At 35.2% G+C, this 16724-nt stretch carries 14 protein-coding genes, 1 pseudogene and 1 riboswitch; of the genes and pseudogenes, 5 read left to right on the top strand and 10 right to left on the bottom strand.

Going from position 1 to position 16724, the window contains the following annotated elements; translation table 11 throughout:
* Window positions 1-290: 290 nt before the first annotated feature.
* The 5 genes from SUCMO_RS0103125 to SUCMO_RS0103105 form a co-directional block, all read right to left on the bottom strand.
* A complete protein-coding gene (locus tag SUCMO_RS0103125; RefSeq protein WP_019879009.1) occupies window positions 291-1040 on the bottom strand; it encodes a hypothetical protein in 750 nt (249 codons plus the stop codon).
* A gap of 48 nt (window positions 1041-1088) precedes the next feature.
* Entirely contained in the window at window positions 1089-1478 is a 390-nt protein-coding gene (locus SUCMO_RS0103120; RefSeq protein WP_019879008.1) for an ACT domain-containing protein, read from the bottom strand.
* Window positions 1479-1621: 143 nt separating this feature from the next.
* Window positions 1622-3343 carry a methyl-accepting chemotaxis protein gene (locus SUCMO_RS0103115; protein ID WP_019879006.1) on the bottom strand — a complete coding sequence of 574 codons (1722 nt, stop codon included), beginning with the start codon at window positions 3341-3343 and terminating at the stop codon, window positions 1622-1624.
* A gap of 299 nt (window positions 3344-3642) precedes the next feature.
* Window positions 3643-5484 (bottom strand): ABC transporter ATP-binding protein, encoded by a 1842-nt coding sequence (locus SUCMO_RS0103110; protein ID WP_019879005.1) that lies wholly within the window; start codon window positions 5482-5484, stop codon window positions 3643-3645.
* A complete protein-coding gene (locus SUCMO_RS0103105) occupies window positions 5485-7203 on the bottom strand; it encodes an ABC transporter transmembrane domain-containing protein (RefSeq protein ID WP_019879004.1) in 1719 nt (572 codons plus the stop codon). It lies immediately after the preceding gene.
* 229 nt (window positions 7204-7432) lie between these two features.
* On the opposite strand from SUCMO_RS0103105, the gene SUCMO_RS0103100 reads away from it, so the two are divergent.
* Window positions 7433-7921, top strand: a complete 489-nt coding sequence (locus SUCMO_RS0103100; RefSeq protein WP_019879003.1) for a hypothetical protein — start codon at window positions 7433-7435, stop codon at window positions 7919-7921.
* A gap of 127 nt (window positions 7922-8048) precedes the next feature.
* On the opposite strand, the gene SUCMO_RS0103095 is transcribed toward SUCMO_RS0103100, so the two are convergent.
* Entirely contained in the window at window positions 8049-9194 is a 1146-nt protein-coding gene (locus SUCMO_RS0103095; RefSeq protein ID WP_019879002.1) for a GGDEF domain-containing protein, read from the bottom strand.
* 223 nt (window positions 9195-9417) lie between these two features.
* Here SUCMO_RS0103095 and SUCMO_RS0103090 point away from each other — a divergent pair, with 223 nt between their 5' ends.
* A complete protein-coding gene (locus tag SUCMO_RS0103090; RefSeq protein WP_019879001.1) occupies window positions 9418-10713 on the top strand; it encodes a purple acid phosphatase family protein in 1296 nt (431 codons plus the stop codon).
* A 12-nt stretch (window positions 10714-10725) separates the two neighbouring features.
* Here the strand turns inward: SUCMO_RS0103090 and crcB are convergent, their stop codons facing one another.
* The gene (gene crcB, locus SUCMO_RS0103085; RefSeq protein ID WP_019879000.1) at window positions 10726-11103 is read right to left on the bottom strand and encodes a fluoride efflux transporter CrcB; all 378 of its coding nucleotides are present in this window, start codon (window positions 11101-11103) and stop codon (window positions 10726-10728) included.
* A 6-nt stretch (window positions 11104-11109) separates the two neighbouring features.
* Complete coding sequence (locus tag SUCMO_RS0103080) at window positions 11110-11469, bottom strand: DUF190 domain-containing protein (protein ID WP_019878999.1); 360 nt, start codon at window positions 11467-11469, stop codon at window positions 11110-11112.
* Between the two features lie 53 nt (window positions 11470-11522).
* Window positions 11523-11587, bottom strand: a riboswitch (Fluoride riboswitch).
* A gap of 314 nt (window positions 11588-11901) precedes the next feature.
* Here SUCMO_RS0103080 and SUCMO_RS0103075 point away from each other — a divergent pair.
* A complete protein-coding gene (locus tag SUCMO_RS0103075; protein WP_019878998.1) occupies window positions 11902-13887 on the top strand; it encodes a methyl-accepting chemotaxis protein in 1986 nt (661 codons plus the stop codon).
* Between the two features lie 167 nt (window positions 13888-14054).
* On the opposite strand, the gene SUCMO_RS0103070 is transcribed toward SUCMO_RS0103075, so the two are convergent.
* Window positions 14055-14642: an LURP-one-related family protein gene (locus tag SUCMO_RS0103070; protein ID WP_019878997.1), complete on the bottom strand. Its 588-nt coding sequence runs from the start codon at window positions 14640-14642 to the stop codon at window positions 14055-14057.
* Window positions 14643-14753: 111 nt separating this feature from the next.
* Here SUCMO_RS0103070 and SUCMO_RS11745 point away from each other — a divergent pair, with 111 nt between their 5' ends.
* Together SUCMO_RS11745 and SUCMO_RS0103060 are read left to right on the top strand one after the other, a co-directional pair.
* Window positions 14754-15272 (top strand): 4Fe-4S binding protein, encoded by a 519-nt coding sequence (locus tag SUCMO_RS11745; protein ID WP_083938766.1) that lies wholly within the window; start codon window positions 14754-14756, stop codon window positions 15270-15272.
* Between the two features lie 46 nt (window positions 15273-15318).
* Window positions 15319-15623: pseudogene (locus SUCMO_RS0103060) on the top strand (efflux RND transporter permease subunit); the annotation flags it as partial.
* Window positions 15624-15762: 139 nt separating this feature from the next.
* On the opposite strand, the gene cysK reads toward SUCMO_RS0103060, so the two are convergent.
* Window positions 15763-16695 (bottom strand): cysteine synthase A, encoded by a 933-nt coding sequence (cysK, locus tag SUCMO_RS0103055; RefSeq protein ID WP_019878993.1) that lies wholly within the window; start codon window positions 16693-16695, stop codon window positions 15763-15765.
* Window positions 16696-16724 lie beyond the last annotated feature (29 nt).

Raw genomic sequence — 16724 nt, 5'->3', positions numbered from 1 at the left:
TCAGTGCATAGAAGCATCTACTAGTTTATATTAGAAAAACTTCCGATTTGTTGTTTGTCCATCCTAATATTTAAAAATACAATTCTGAATATAAAACTAGTGATTCCATTAGCAAAGAAAGTTACTTCGCTAATTTTAAAATACGTATAAATATTTTTTTGCAGTATACGTAATGTTATTACTTATTTTAGTAATATTATCTGGGATAGTAACCACCCAAAGCAAAGCTATTTAATACATTTTCTTCAAAATATATTAAATAAATTGCCATATTTTTAGCAAAATTTTTACTAATCAGCAATATGAAATTTGCGCAAAAAATTTAACATTTTTATTTTCAGCAACAGATACTTTTCTTCTTTTTCTTGCACATCAGCCAAATTAGTTTTGCCATTTGCTTTACGTTCTAAGGCTAATTGATATTCTAGATAACTAATCTCGTATTCTTGTTTCAACAAAGTCCCTTCTATTGTTTTAGGCCAATTGTAAAATCCCAAAGTTTGGACATCCGCACCCAAATTACCAATTTTTTCTTTTTCACTTTTTGCTAAACTATTTTCAGTAGTTATTGTTAAGGCTCGAAAACTCTTTAACCACTCCGTAACATATTCCAAGCCTTCTGTTGCTTCACTAATCCTAAATCGCTCTTCTGTTTGCAAGGGTTGTTGGGCAATTATCTTTAAAGAATTAACTAAACAATCTACATCTTTTACAGGCACAACTATTAATTTGCCGTAATAATGTTCTTGATAAAGTTGTTTTTTTTCATTATAGTCTTGCCTGGTAGTGCAAACACTAGTTCCTTCTGTTAAATTAATAACATACTTAAAAATTGTGTGGTCTGGACTTCCTATTTCTTTTTTATTCGGAATAAATAAAATATCTACCTCTAGCTGATTTATGTTATTTTCACTTTCATAGCTATTGACATAAAAATATTTCCCCACGGGAGCTTCTGCTACTTGGCGCAATTCTTTGGCACTAACAACATTAACTAGGATATTTAGGCAAAATAAAATAAACAAAGTTTTCTTCAACATTCGCAGCACTCCTCGTATAATAAGTTAAACAATCGTAATCTTTTGCAATTAGATAAATTCATAACCTGCATCCAACAAGGTTTGCAATGTTTTGTCTAATTGTTCTTGTTTGACCAAAATATAATCCGTGTTATAGGTAGAGATTGCAAAAATACTTATACCTGCGTTCGCTAAAACAGTACTTATTTTTGCCAATATACCTACTAAGCTAAAATCAAGTTCGGCTACAATTTTCAAAGCCCGCCAATTTTTAGCACAAACTACATCTTCAGGGATATTATCCGTCTGGCAAACTATCGAAACCTCTTCTTCCGTTTTAGTAATACTAATAAACCTACCTTGATATGCCCATTTTGGTATTGAAGCTTCGGGGCGCAATTTACATACAGCAAAACTGCTCGCCAAAACTGTAAAAACTAATTTTTTATTTTTTATCATCTTAACTCCTAAATTATATTATTTTATAAACATCTGCCTGCCTTTTTTTGGTAATCCGCAGTTGTTTTTATATTTTCCGCCTCATTTTCACATAAATATTAAAATTACTGCGCACTCCTTTATCCAAAGAGTGCGCTAATAGCTTAAACCTTAAATTTACTGATTGCAACTTGTAAGCTTTCGGCCATTTTGGCTAAATGTTGACTGGCCGAGGCAATCTCTTCCACAGAAGCTGCTTGTTCTTCGGTAGCTGCTGAAATTGTTTGGGTTTGCTCCGAGGACTTTTTGCTCTCTTCATCAATTTCTTCCACTGCCGTAGCTACATTTTGTGCTCCACTGGTTACTTCTTGCACAGCCGCAGAAATTTCATTAATTTGATTCGTCATATCTCGCACCATAGCTAAAATAGTTTCAAAGTTTTGCCCTGCAATCGCAACTACTTGAGTTCCACTTTCAACTTCTTTTTTACTGTCATTCATAAAAGTAACTGCACTATTAGTATGCGTTTGAACATCATTTATCAACTCGGTTATCTGTTTAGCAGCCTCTTGAGACTGTTCTGCTAATTTACGAACTTCTTCAGCTACTACAGCAAACCCCCGTCCCGCTTCTCCAGCTCTAGCCGCTTCAATTGCCGCATTTAAAGCTAGTAAGTTCGTTTGCGCCGCAATATTCGAGATAACTTCTACAATCTGCCCAATTTGTTTAGATCGTCCTTCTAATTCGCCAATGACGCTAGCCGTAGCATTGGTTTTGTCTTCAATAGTTTGCATTTGGCTTACAGCTTTTTTAATCGCCACTTCACCATTATTAGCTGTATCCGCAGTTTTCTCTGCTGAAGCCGCTACAACTTCCGTATTTCCAGCCACCTGTTCGATGGCATTAGTAATTTTATGTACCAAGGTATTAGTTTCCCCTACCAAGTTTAATTGTTTATCTGTACCTTGAGCAACCTCTGTAACCGAAACAGCAATCTGATTAGAAGCCTGCGCAGATTGTTCAGCACTGGCGTTAAGCTCTTCTGAAGCGGCAGCCATCTGCTCTGAAGTACTAGCTAATTGCTTAATTAAGCTGCCAATGTTGTTATTCATAGTGTTAATTGCTCGGGATACTTCCCCAAACTCACTCAAATCGGCCATATTTTCCGCCGCAACTTTTTGCGAGAAATTACCGTCAGCCAAAATATTAATAAATAACACCACATCATTAAGTCTTTTGGTAACTCTTTTTATAATTAACAATCCTAATATCAGCCCTAAAACAACCATAAAAGTTATCACACCAATAAACAAATTACGCACAAATTCCGATTGTTTTTTATTATCTTCATTCATTTTAGCCGCGGCTTTTTGAGCTTCCTCAGCTAATAATCTTAATTCTTTAGCAAACGCCAAAGATATTCCTGCTCCTTGCTGTGCATAAATATTATATGCTTCTGCGTTTTTGTTTTGCAACGCTAATTCAATTACTCTACGGCGCACTTCACGATATTTTAACAGATCTGCTCTTACTGTTTTTAAACCATCGCGATCCTTATCCGTTAAAGGTAGTTTTTCATATTTGAGCAAGTTCTCATCAAACAATTTGCTTCGATTATTTATTTCCGCCAACAAATTTTGATTTTCCTTCTCATTTGTAGTCAACATCAGCGCAAAAGTATCCGCTTCTATTTTCCGCGCATGAATTCTATTCTCATTCAACCATTCAACCGCCATCAACTTTTCATTATACATTTTGCTTAGTGCTTCATTAGTCTGATTCAAGAAATAATACCCCGTAGCTCCAACACCAATTAAAGCTGCTAATAAAATTGTTATTAAAAAGATTAATTTTTGGGAAACCTTTAAGTTGTTTAACCAGTTCACTTTTACCACCCCTTTATAGTACGCAATTTAAATACCTACCGTGGGCCATAACCACAACCTTTAAGCAACTAATTTCCACCAACATATTTCTAAAACATTGGAATCTAACCTCCTTTTCAAGTTGTTTTGTATACAATTTAGTTTTAAGTTTCTCCTAAAACCCAATATCGTTACCATTATTGTTTTTTTCGTTCAAACTATTCTAATTAATAATAATAATATCATTATTTAATAATATTTCAAGATATAATAAAAAAGACAGGACCATTACTATTGCAATGTCCCTGTCCAGGTACTTATTATGCATTAACTCCCATTTGACTACATACCATTTCATAATATTTATCTTTTCTGGCCATCAACTGTTCATGATTACCTGCCTCTATAATTTGACCTTGATTTAAAACCATAATCTTATCGGCATCACGGATAGTTGATAAGCGATGGGCAATTAAAAAACTAGTGCGTTTCTTCATTAAATGTAATAGCGCATACTGAATATCTTTTTCGGTTTTGGTGTCTACACTGCTAGTCGCCTCATCCAGAATTAAAATCGGACTATCACTTAATACTGCCCGAGCAATAGATAAAAGTTGTTTTTGGCCTTGACTTAAATTGTCAATATTTCCATGTATCTGCGTACAATAACCTTGAGGGAGGTTCTCAATAAAATTATGTGCTCTAGCTAACTTAGCCGCGGCGATTACTTCCTCATCAGTAGCCGTACAACGTGCATAACGAATATTATCCATAATCGACCCTGTAAACAGAGCAGTATCTTGTAATACTACCGCAAAGCAATCTCGCAAACTAGAACGTTTAAGATTTCTAATATCAGTTCCGTCCAGCAAAATTCTGCCTTGAGCCACATCATAAAATCGTGTTAACAAATTTACAATAGTAGTTTTACCAGAGCCTGTTTCCCCAACTAAAGCAATAGTTTGACCAGCTTGAACACTAAAGCTAATATCTTTAAGGACAGGCTGTTCGGAGTCATAAGCAAAAAATACATTTTCAAAAACTACTTCGCCCTTGGGTTGTTTCAATTCTACTGCATTTATTTTATCTGGTGTCTCCTCAATTTCATCTAAAATTTCAAAAATTCTTTCGGCACTCGCTAAAGAAGACTGTATCGTATTGAACATTCCTGCTAAATTGCTAAGAGGCATTGAAAATCGTTTAGCATAATTTACAAAACTTACAATCGTACCTATGCTAAGGGCATAATTCAAGGCTAAGACTGCTCCTACTAGAGCTAATAAAGCAAAAATTAAATTATTAATAACATTCATTAAGGGCATCATGTACCCAGACCAAATTTGAGCTAAGCGGCTGCTATTATATAATTGTTCATTATAAATATTAAACTGTTTAAGTATCTCATCTTGACGATTAAAAGCTTTAACTAACTTTAAACCTGTAATATTTTCTTCGATTATTCCATTTAAAATTCCTAGATTCTTTTGTTGTTGTCCAAAGTGAATGCGGCTTTTACTAGCCAGCAACTTAGTTAAGCCCGTAACTAAGGGAACTGCAAGCAATACGATCAAAGTAAGTTCTTTGCTCAAACTATACATAATCGCCACTGCTCCTAAAATACTTAGCACACTGGAAAGAAATTCGGCGATTGTTTGAGAAATATTAGTACTAATATTATCAATATCATTAGTAATGCGACTCATAGTATCGCCTTGAGAATGGGTATCAAAAAACAGCAAGGGTAATTTCTGCATTTTTTCAAAAAACTCTTGTCTTAATACATACACTAAGTTTTGTGATATTTTGGCCATCAATATTCCATTACTAGTCATTAATAGCCAATTACAAAAATATAAGCTAAGTAAAATCACTAAATAGTTGAGTAGCAACTGCGTATTAAGATTATGAGTTTGCAAATCAAAAGCATCAAAACTTTTGCCAATGTAATAAGGAACACTAATTGAAACGGCCGTGGACATAGTCACTAATGTTATGGTCAGCACCATCTTGCTCCGCCAACGAGAATATAGTTGTAAGATGCGCAAAAATGTTCCTTGAAAATTTTTGGGTTTTGCCGTAGGGGCAAAACGATTTATCCCCGTTCGTCTTCTCCCCCCAAACCCAACTTGTTTTTTAGCTATTTTTTCTTTATTTTCTGCCATCTAACTCACCTTGTTGCTTTCTATCTGTGTTTTATAAATTTCCTGATAAGTAGGGCATTGTTGCATCAATTCTGAATGCGTACCAAAACCAACTTTTTCACCTTCATCCAGCACCAAAATTCTCCCCGCAGCCATTGCTGTACTACAGCGTTGTGTAATAATAATTACAGTATGATTACTAGCAACTGTTTGTAAGTTTTTTAATACTTTAGCTTCCGTAACTCCATCTAAAGCACTAGTAGCATCGTCTAAAATCAAAATTTTTGCTTGCTTTAGAAGGGCACGCGCCAATGAAAGTCGTTGTCTTTGTCCCCCTGACAAATTAACGCCTCTACTGCCTAATACTGTCTGTTCTGCCGCGGGAAATTCTTGGACAAAATCCGCCCGAGCAAGCTCTAAGGCTCGTTGCCTTTGTATTTTATCCGCCTGCATATTACCCCATAATAAATTTTCCTCGATTGTGCCAGAAAACAATAAAGATTTTTGTGGCACAATCGCTATTTGCGAACGCAAATTATGTACTGCTAACGAATTAAGTTCTACCCCATCGAGTAATATCTTCCCCTGATTTGCTTGATAAAATCTCAATAACAACCAAGCTAAAGTTGATTTACCACTACCTGTAGGGCCTATAATTGCCAAATTTTCACCAGCATTTATTTTAAAAGATACATCCCTAAGTGCCAACAACCCACTACCGTTCGGGTAGGCAAAGCTAACTCTTGAAAATTCAATTGAACCTTGTAATTTTTGTTCAATACCACTGTTACTAAAGTCTTCTTCACTATTTAACACCTCTAAAATTCGTTCCGAAGAAGTTTTAGTACGTACAAAAACATTAAAAATACTAGTAATCATCATAATTGCAATTAACATTTGTGTCATATAAATAATAAAAGCGGAAATTTCTCCTGGGTTAGCTAAATTTTTAGCGAACAAAGAACTCCCCCAATATAATACCCCTGTGGTCGCCGTTCCAAATAACAACATAATAAGCGGTCCAGAAACCATAAATATCATCTGTGAAGCAAGCGACCTTTGTTCCAAATTTTTATTGGCTTGTTCAAATCGTTCCGTTTCTTCATTATAAGTACCCAAAGCTTTTACCAAACGAATTCCCAACAAATATTCCTGCACAACAGAATTAACTCTGTCTATGGCCTGTTGAACCTTAGCGTATAGCGGATAACTTAACTTTAAACTTATAGCAATAACGGTAGCAACCAATGCCACAAAACCATAAATGATAATACTCAACTGCGGATTAAGCAAAGTTGCCAAAATAATACTGCCTAAACAAACCAATGGTGCTTTTATAAATATTCGCATCATTCCATTAATAAATTGTGTAAGTTGATTAATATCATTAGTCATACGCGTAATTAAAGAACCAGTCGCAATTTTATCTGCACTAGCTTCGGAAAAATTCAATATTTTTTTAAATACCTCGTAACGCAAATCAGCACCAATACGCTGCGAAACTGTGCTAGCTAAAATACTGCGAGTTATTGCAAAAAATGCCCCGCAGATAGTTATTAGCAACATCATGCCACCCCATTTAGTAACTTCTGCCATAGAATGGGCAATAATACCTTCATTGATAATCTTAGCCATAAGTGTTGGCCCTAACAAATCACAGCCTGCTTCTAAAGTAACACACAACATTGCCCCAAAAGCTGGTACTCTATATTTTTTTATATATTTTCCATATACTTGCATTTCTAGACCTCGTATCTTCAGATGTTTAATTTTATCCATTTAGTTCTATTCAATGCCGCAAGCGGAAACTCCTGCACAAAAATAAAATTTTGCAAAAGATTTTCAATATCTTTTAATTTTATTTCTTAATTTCTTCTACTGACTAGACAAAATTGAATTGTTACTGTAACATAAAATAGTTATATTTTTCGAAGTTAACTCTCCTAAAATAAACTTGTAAGGAGGCGCCATGTTAAAACTTTCAATCAAATTCTTATTTATTCCGCTTTGTTTATTAATTTATCTAAGCTATAATATTTGGGCTTATGATAATCGTTCGGCTAATAATCTCTCGGCTTATTGCAATATTGATTTTAAAGGTGTTAAGCCATCTACTGAAACTCTGGGCGCAACCTTAGAATTAGTCGATTATCGTTATAGTTCTAAGCCACTTGAGCCAACCCTAACAATCTATGTTGATGATAATATTTATCAAATAAGCAATCTAAAAATTAAACAAATCAATTCTGATTATTCTTTAGCAAAACTACTGGACAAAAATTTTGCTAAAAACGAATATCATTTATTTGCCGAATTCCCTTTACAGATCTTAAAAAATTTAAAAACTGCTAAAAAAGTTCAAATCGGTTTTAACTATCACGAAAATAGAGCAATCCTTCTACCCCTTAGTGCTATAGATTTAAAATACTGGCAAAATCAACTTACCCATATTAAATAAAAAATACCCTTGTACCATAAATACTTGAGGCTTCATCCTTACGTTATCTCTTAGACTAACCAAAGGATGTCCCTTAATATTTTCTACAGCACAAAGGCATTTTTTATTTTTTTATAATTAAATGTCATCAAAATTTAATTTGCCGTTCTTTTCTTTTACGTTTTTCATCGTACATGGCTTTATCACTATCTAAAATTAATTCTTGAACGTTATGATGATGCTTAGCAAATGTTGCTAAACCATAACTAAATTTTATCCTATAAGACAAATCATTATTCGCATTATAATTATCAATAAGCGCTTGAAAGATTTTCATCCGTTGCAATATTTTTTCGCGATTACCTTCTCTAATTAAAACCATAAACTCATCCCCACCTAAACGCAGAGCCACTCCTTTGCCAGCAAAAACACTTTCCAGTTTTCTAGCAAAAAACTTCAGTACTTTATCACCTTCATGATGGCCAAATCGGTCATTTATGATTTTAAAGTCATCTAAGTCAATATTTAAAACTGTTAATATTTTATCTTTTTTCGGACCCCAAATATCTAAATATTCCTGATAAGCTATGCGGTTTCCCAAACCCGTAAGCGGATCACACTTAGTCTGATTATGCATAAGATAAATATAGTTTATCACCACAGCTATCGCTACACTATTCCAGATAGTTAGATATACGAAATATTTCAATTGAAAAATTGATAATATAGCAGGAATAATCGTCAACAAACTTAAAATACTCAAAGCTTCACTACTTATTTTTTTGCGAGCTCTAAATAAAAAATAGACATTCATAAAATAATAAAAATACATTGTAGTCGGAGAAATAAAAAATAATTTTCCGCGCATATATATATTATCGGGAGTTATATTAAATATCCAACCAAATTTATAGCTACCTATTGCAATTATTGTATTAAGCAGTAGTGGTATTGACCAACGCCAATTTTTTAAAATATTTATCGGTCGATATTTATTTAATACTTTATAAACATAAAGCATGGAAAAAACACTAACAAAAGGTGCTATAATAAAACCAATTGTATCAACTAATTTATGACCAAAAATGAACTGTTTATATTCTGTCGAGTTTAATACCACGCTAATAATTTCTAAAAGCAGCACTAATAATGTCGTGAACAGCAAAAATAGAAATAGTTGATGTATCTGATTTTTTCTATCTAATTTAAAGTAGGCGTGAGCTGTAACAATAGATAGTAAAATCGACATGAAAATATTTATTTGTATTGCTAACAAGGCCTCGATTACTATCACTCCTTCTAACTCACTACTTTTATTGAATCTATTCTTGAGTTATTCGTCACCAGATCTATTATTACATTATATCAACTACTTTACAGTGTCGTAAATAACAAACTAATAAATTTAAGAATTTTTATAAAATTCTTCTTGACCTGTAGTTAACTCTAAGTGTTATTCTTATATCCAATTCACCGAATTAATAATAACCATTCAAACCCAGGAGGTTAGCAACATTATGAAAAAAAACACACCCATTATTTTATTCATGTTTTTATTTTTAGGCTTAATTATAATATTTTTTCCACAGTTGAAAAATATTTCTTCCCAGATAAATTTTCTATCAATTTTCGCTACTAAACAACCTACTCTAGATTCTTCTGAAGCTTTTTATCTCCGACAAATTATCACTGCGGACAGTAGCAATTCTCGCACCATAATGTGGCAATCAAGCTTATCTCAGCCCGATGCCTTTATTGAATATCGTTTAAAAAACAGTACTAATATCAATACGAAATCAGTTAGCAATGAAGAGTTCACAGATAATAAACAAACTAATTATCTTCACAAAATCACTTTAACCGAATTACAACCTGCCAGCAGTTATGAATACCGTATTGGCTGGCAAAAAAAACTCAGTCCTTGGTATCCATTAAATACTGCTTCTCAAAATAATGGTAATTTTAAAGCTATAATTTTCCCGGATTCTCAATCCAGTGACTATAGTATCTGGCAAAATGTTGCCCAAGAAGCCTGGGCCAGCAACCCTAACGCTGACTTTTTTATCAACATGGGCGATTTAGTTGATAATGGTGAAGATCATAGCCAATGGCGTGCTTGGTTCAATGGCGTAAACGGTATAATCAATAAAATTCCTTTTGCTCCAGTATTGGGCAATCACGAGACTTATGACCTTAACTGGCAAATCCGAATGCCAGTAGCATATTTAAAACTTTTTTCACTGCCTACTAATAATAGCTCTGTTTATCAAGGACAGTATTATTCTTACGATTATGGCGATGTGCATTTTGTTGTTTTAAATACACAACTTACTGAAATGGATAGATTTCAACCTGAAATGTTAGCTGCACAGCAGGCTTGGCTCAAAAACGATTTGGCTAACAGCAAACAAAAATGGAAAGTTGTTTTAATGCATAAAGATCCGCTGCAATATGCCATTAAAAATCGCCCTAACCGCTTAGCAGGTATTAGTGAGCTCGGTAAAATCTTTATGCCTATCTTTGATGAATTTGCTGTAGATCTAGTTTTATCGGCACATCTACATACATATCGCCGTCGGACGCCTTTAAAAAATTTTCAACCTGATCTAACTGGTTCACTGTATATCTTAACTGGAGTAGCTGGCAATGTACGTTACCAAAATTTTTGGGAACCACATCCTCTAGATGCCTTTGTCGCCCCTCAACCTGAAACCAACAATTACTTAACCTTGGAAAGGCAAGAGCAAAAACTTATTATTACAGCTTTTTTACCCTCGGGCACACAAATTGACAAAATTGAGTTGGCTAAATAATATCTGGGTTTACTATCCAATGAATCTAGCCAAAGCAAAGCCTAACCAAGTAGCTGCAAACCCGCCAAATAAATTTAAAGCAATATTGTAAAAAGCGCGCATGAAGTCAGTTCCCTGTAAAAGCATAAAGGTTTCATAACTAAAAGAGGAAAAAGTTGTCAAACCGCCCAAAAAACCTACCGCAATAAATAGTCGCCAATATGGGTTTATACTTAATTTCCCCAAGGTAATTGCCATAAATAGGCCAATTACAAAACAGCCAATTATATTTACTACTAAAGTTCCCAAAGGAAAATTCGCGCCAAATTTAGAAGCCATCCAATTAGCCGTCAAGTACCTACAAACTGCTCCCGTTGCTCCACCAATAGCAATAAAAAATATCCCCACCATCTTTTTTTATTCCACTCCCTTAGCTACTATTGCCTCTTTACCGTACTTAAGTACTTCAACATCATCAATGGTCACCAAACCTTTTTCTAGCACTTGATCTAGATATGGTAATAATTTGGCAATATACTCTTCACTATCAATAATTTCTACTAAAATTGGTAGATCGCTCGACAAATCTAACAAATTCGCTGTATGAATGCGCTTATCCTCTCCATAACCCATTATTCCACGAAAAACAGTTACGCCGGCCATATCGAGTTCTTTCATTTTACTAACAATACTTTTATACAGGGACTGTCGTTCATAATTATCACTCTCCCCAATATAAATACTTAGTCTTTTGGCTTTAACTGCAATTTTCGGCATAGCTATTCCACTCCTTATAAAATAATAAATGACTCCTACTAGCACAATACTTAATACTAGTAGGAGTCATCACCGCTATAAAACGGACTTAATGGCGAACTCCATCGCCTATATTAATGTACTGATTATACCAATTTAGACTTTAATGGTCAAGTTAGAGATTAACTGTTATTATAAGTTAATTTAGTTTACTGAAATTATCTATAAGGCATAGCGCTATTTGTATTTCAAAGTTAACATTTATTTTAATTCTCGTTATCATTAACTAACTTTTTATTATTTTTCTTGCTCCTTAGTGGACAATTGTATTTCACTGTGTTAAAATTAGAGTATAAATTAATGCGCTATGGTGGTCAATGAAGACTACGGGAATTTGTAGTTTTCCGTAGTCTTTTTTGCCAAAGTACAGGTGCTAGAATTGGAGGAATGAACATGAATTTAAAAAAGAAAATGACCATAATCTTTTCTACTTTAATGGCAAGTTTGCTAATACTTGTCTCCTGTGCTGCTTATTTCTACACAGAAAAAATGCTCCTGACTTCTGTAGAAAGTGGTGCTCAAGCTATAACTAACGCTTCTTCCAAGGAGCTAGATGGTTGGTTGCTTAGCAAAGCCATGGTTCTAAAAACAACCGCTGCCACCGTACAGCAAATTGCCGGCGACAAAACTCCGATTACCATGCAAATGCTCACAGGTTTTAAACAAGTTGATCCAGAAATCAGCGACTTATATTTTGGTCGAGCTAGTGATGGAGCAATTATTGATGGTAGTGGTTGGATTCCGCCCGCAGGATTTGACGCCCGTACTCGCTCGTGGTATAAAGATGCCATCAATTCTGGCAAACTTACTTTTGGCGAACCCTACTTAGATAGTGTTACCAATAAAATGGCTCTATCTGTAACCATACCTTTTAAAAACTCTGCCGGCGAAACTGTTGGGGTTCTGTCTGAAGATTTGCTTATGGACACAATGTTTGCAACCATTGCTAAGATTCGTCCTTTTGAAGGCAGCTTTGCTTTCTTACTCAATCAAACTGGTACTGTGATGGCTTATCCCGATGCCAATATGCAAAATAAAAACATCAAAGACTTAGCTCCTTTAAAACCTCTATATACCGCAGTTCAAAGCATTGAAAAGCAAACCAAAGGCTTAACTACCTATACCATAGACGGCAAAGAGTATTTAATGGTTTTTGAAAAATTACCATCAACTCAATGGTTACTAGGTATTAGCATCCCCGTTGCTGTAATCTACGCACCGCTAGAATCGTTGCGTTGGATCTTCATCATCGGTACAGTTTTAGCTTTGTTTATTGTAATTCCAGCAACCTTATTTATCGCTAGTCGCATTGCTAAACCTCTCGAGTTATTAAAACATCAAGCAGAAAAGGTTGCGGCAGGCGACTTTACACAACGTGTAGATATCGAAGGCAAAGATGAAATCGCTGCTTTAGCAGATGTGTTTAACCAAATGCGTGATGCCCTGCGTAGCTTAATTCGCAAAGTTCAAGAAAAATCCGAACATATGGCAGCCGCTAGTGAGGAATTAACGGCCAGCGCCGAACAAACCGCCCAAGCGGCAACTCAAGTTGCTGTTTCTATAACAAATGTTGCTGAAGGCGCGCATAAGCAAATGATCTCGGTAGAAGAAGCCTCTTCAATAGCCACAACTATGAGTAACAACGTTAAACTCATTGCTAAAGACAGTGATACTGCTGTAGACGGAGCACGTCTCGCCGCTAAACAGGCTGATCAAGGCACTAGCGACGTCGACATCATGGTCAAAAATATGCTCGAAATTGAAGAATCAGTTTCTTCTTCGGCGCAAGTAATTAGCAAACTAGGGGAACAATCTAAACGAATTGGCCAGATAACCGATACTATCTCTAGTATTGCTTCGCAAACTAATCTTTTAGCCCTTAACGCCGCAATTGAAGCAGCTCGTGCTGGCGAACAAGGACGCGGTTTTGCTGTAGTTGCGGAAGAAGTCCGTAAACTGGCTGAAGAAGTTCAAAAGGCCGCCCAAAAAATTTCCGAAGAAATTGCTATGGTTCAAAAAGACACTGAGGCAGCTGTTATTTCCATGGCTACTGGCAATGTTAAGGTTAAAGCTGGCGTAGATAGTGTTCACTTGGTTGGAACTAACCTTAAGTCAATTGCAACACTTGTCCATAATAGCAGTAGCGGTATGGAAAATGTTCGAGTGACACTTAATAAGATTATTGATGGCAGCCAACGTATTGATGCCTCTGTAAAAACTATTGATTCTATAAGTCAAGCCTCTACCGATGAGGCGCAAATGGTTTCTGCAGCCGCTGAAGAACAATTAGCTTCGATGGATGAAATTTCTTCTGCCAGCAAAAGCTTGGCTCAAATGGCTCAAGAACTTCAAAATGCAATCGCCGTTTTTAAAATTTAAAATTGTTAATTTAGTACTTAAAAGGAGTTACTCGCCACATAGTCTGTGATGAGTAACTCCTTTTTAATATATAATTTTTAACCGCGATAAACAATTGAATTTTTAGACCCTAACTACACTCGCGACAAATTGTCCCTATGCTTAACTATTACCATATTAGCAAGTTCTTATTCTTTCAAGACCATATCGATGCACATAACTGCAGCAATTATTAAAGTCCTTAAATCACTTTCTGCTGGAACAGTTTCTTTAATTGTCAGGATATAGTTATCTGCTGATGTAAATAATTCTTTGCCAATACCTGCCCACTTTTTGGAAACATGGGCAAATTCATGTCCTTCTTTTACAAACTTAAAGTCCCAACTCGTCCATTTTCCTTGCAAAGTACAAAGACTTTCTTCCGCCGTATTTAACACATCAAACTTGCCACCAATAGTGAAAAACTTTTGTTTAAAAATCCCTACTAAAATTCCTTTTTCGTCAAAAACCTCTACTTTAGATAAGAAAATAGAAATTCCGCGTTTTACAGTACATACCAATTCACCCGTCGAAGTACGAATTTCTACTTCAAATGGCGTCATTCGCTTATAATCGGAAAACCGCAGTAATTTAGTGAAAAATCCAAGATTCGGTTCGCGGCACTCTAAAATCTTTTCTTCGGTGTCTACATCATAAATATCATAATTATTGGCAGCTTTTAAAATTCCTAAATGTTCTTTAATGAAATATTGATTTTTTTTCAAGATCGGATGCATTTGTTTCCCCTTTGTTCAACTAATTTAGTAAAGCTAATTATAGCACTTATTGCTACTATATACTAAATATTTTTATATAAATTACATTTAAATCATCATGAAAAATAATCAATTACTACACTATTTCTAAGTATTCAACTTAGTATTTTTCTTTTATTAATTGCTGGCTTCTATAGCAAAATCCGGCCAGGGTTTATTTTCTTACTGCCTTTAGCTTTTGTAGCTGGTAATTTTTTTTGTGGCTGGATTTGCCCATTTGGTAGCGCCCAAGAGTTTGTCGGCAAACTAGGTTCTCTTGTTTTAAAAAAGAAATTTAAAACTCCTCCATTTTTACAAAAATATCTTCAATACTCACGCTATCTCTTAGCTGTTTTAACCTTATTTTTAGCTAGTCAAACAATTTTAGATTTAGGTTTTTTTAATAGCTATAAAGCTTTTATGCACTCTGCTGCTGGTAAAAATATTACTGCTCTGGCCTTAACTGTTATGGGTAGTTTTCTGTTTATTGGAATGTTTTTCGAGCGTCCCTTTTGTAACTTTTTTTGTCCCGAAGGCATTCGGCACGGTTTATTGAGTCTAGGCAGAATTTTCACCATAAAGATGATGTTTTTGGCTGTATTTACACTTTAACTAGAACAGATTTCACCTTGGAAGAACAACGCGTCCAAGCGGTAAGATGATAATTACCTTATTAACAGCTACGCTGGGCTTAATCGGTGTTGCTACTACCCTAATTCAATTTGAACAACATCTACAAGCTCAAGAACCACTATGTGATGCTATTATCAACGCAACGCTCAGCCGTTTCCGCCCAATTATGCTTACTGCGGCTGCGGCAATTTTAGGGATGCTACCTTTAGCTAGTAGTACGTTCTGGGGTCCTATGGCTATTGCTATCGCGGGGGACTTTTTATTGCCACTATTTTAACTTTAATTGTACTGCCAGTTCTATATGCTAGCTGGTATAAGGCTAAACAGTAACACCGCCTCAAGCTAGTTAAAACTGTTATCTTCTATGCTTTTCAGGTTAAAGAAAAAACAGTCGCCAATTAATCAGCGACTAAAGTTAATGTAAAACTTAACTTTAGCCGTAACAACTTTTTGTCGACTGCTTTAAATCTTATTTACTAAATATTTCTGTTGATAAATAACGTTCTCCCGTATCTGGCACTAAAACAATAATATTTTTACCTCTATTTTCTAGCTTTTGAGCCAATTTTGCAGCTGCAAATACAGCTGCGCCACCTGAAATTCCTAATAATAAACCTTCTGCTTTAGCCACTGCACGCATTGTGGTCTCCGCTTGGTATTCCTTTACTGCTATTACCTGATCTATTATCTTTGTATTTAAAATCTCAGGAATAAATCCAGCGCCAATGCCTTGTAAACAATGGGCACCTGCATCTCCGCCTGATAATACTTGAGAATCCCAGGGTTCAACCGCTACTATTTGCAAATTAGGATTGCGTTGTTTTAAAACTTCGCCCACACCTGTTAAAGTTCCCCCCGTACCAACTCCGCAGACAAAAATATCAACTAGTCCGTCCGTATCTTGCCAAATTTCTTCTGCTGTAGTTTTACGATGAATTTCTGGGTTTGCAGGATTTTTAAACTGTTGTGGCATATAAGAATTGGGTATTTCTTTAGCTAGTGCCTCTGCTTTCGCAATAGCTCCTTTCATACCTTCTGCTTCAGGAGTTAAAATCAACTCAGCCCCTAAAGCTCTTAATAAATTGCGCCGCTCCATACTAAAATTTTCAGGCATAGTAATAATTAAGCTATATCCCTTCGCCGCTGCTGCAAAAGCCAAACCTATTCCTGTATTGCCACTTGTTGGTTCAATTATAATACTTTTATTATTAATTAGTCCCTGTTCTTCTGCTATTTTTAACATCGCATAACCCACTCTATCTTTTACACTGCTTAGCGGATTAAATTGTTCCAATTTAGCAATAATTTTGGCCTGCAAGTCCTTTTCTCTGTTAAAATTAGCTAATTCTAATAACGGCGTATTCCCAATTAATTCTGTTAAATTTTTAGCAATTTTTGCCATATTTCAACACCTCTTAATTTCTTTTACTT

The organism is Succinispira mobilis DSM 6222 (assembly GCF_000384135.1).
GTDB classification, from domain to species: Bacteria; Bacillota; Negativicutes; order Acidaminococcales; family Succinispiraceae; genus Succinispira; species Succinispira mobilis.
This window is presented reverse-complemented; position numbering and strand designations above follow the sequence as displayed.

What these genes read in the sequence shown, in the direction of transcription:
- SUCMO_RS0103125 (WP_019879009.1), bottom strand. Translation starts at nt 1,040, where the DNA reads ATGTTGAAGAAAACTTTGTTTATTTTATTTTGCCTAAATATCCTAGTT.
- SUCMO_RS0103120 (WP_019879008.1), bottom strand. Translation starts at nt 1,478, where the DNA reads ATGATAAAAAATAAAAAATTAGTTTTTACAGTTTTGGCGAGCAGTTTT.
- SUCMO_RS0103110 (WP_019879005.1), bottom strand. Translation starts at nt 5,484, where the DNA reads ATGGCAGAAAATAAAGAAAAAATAGCTAAAAAACAAGTTGGGTTTGGG.
- SUCMO_RS0103105 (WP_019879004.1), bottom strand. Translation starts at nt 7,203, where the DNA reads ATGCAAGTATATGGAAAATATATAAAAAAATATAGAGTACCAGCTTTT.
- SUCMO_RS0103100 (WP_019879003.1), top strand. Translation starts at nt 7,433, where the DNA reads ATGTTAAAACTTTCAATCAAATTCTTATTTATTCCGCTTTGTTTATTA.
- SUCMO_RS0103090 (WP_019879001.1), top strand. Translation starts at nt 9,418, where the DNA reads ATGAAAAAAAACACACCCATTATTTTATTCATGTTTTTATTTTTAGGC.
- crcB (WP_019879000.1), bottom strand. Translation starts at nt 11,103, where the DNA reads ATGGTGGGGATATTTTTTATTGCTATTGGTGGAGCAACGGGAGCAGTT.
- SUCMO_RS0103080 (WP_019878999.1), bottom strand. Translation starts at nt 11,469, where the DNA reads ATGCCGAAAATTGCAGTTAAAGCCAAAAGACTAAGTATTTATATTGGG.
- SUCMO_RS0103075 (WP_019878998.1), top strand. Translation starts at nt 11,902, where the DNA reads ATGAATTTAAAAAAGAAAATGACCATAATCTTTTCTACTTTAATGGCA.
- SUCMO_RS0103070 (WP_019878997.1), bottom strand. Translation starts at nt 14,642, where the DNA reads ATGCATCCGATCTTGAAAAAAAATCAATATTTCATTAAAGAACATTTA.
- cysK (WP_019878993.1), bottom strand. Translation starts at nt 16,695, where the DNA reads ATGGCAAAAATTGCTAAAAATTTAACAGAATTAATTGGGAATACGCCG.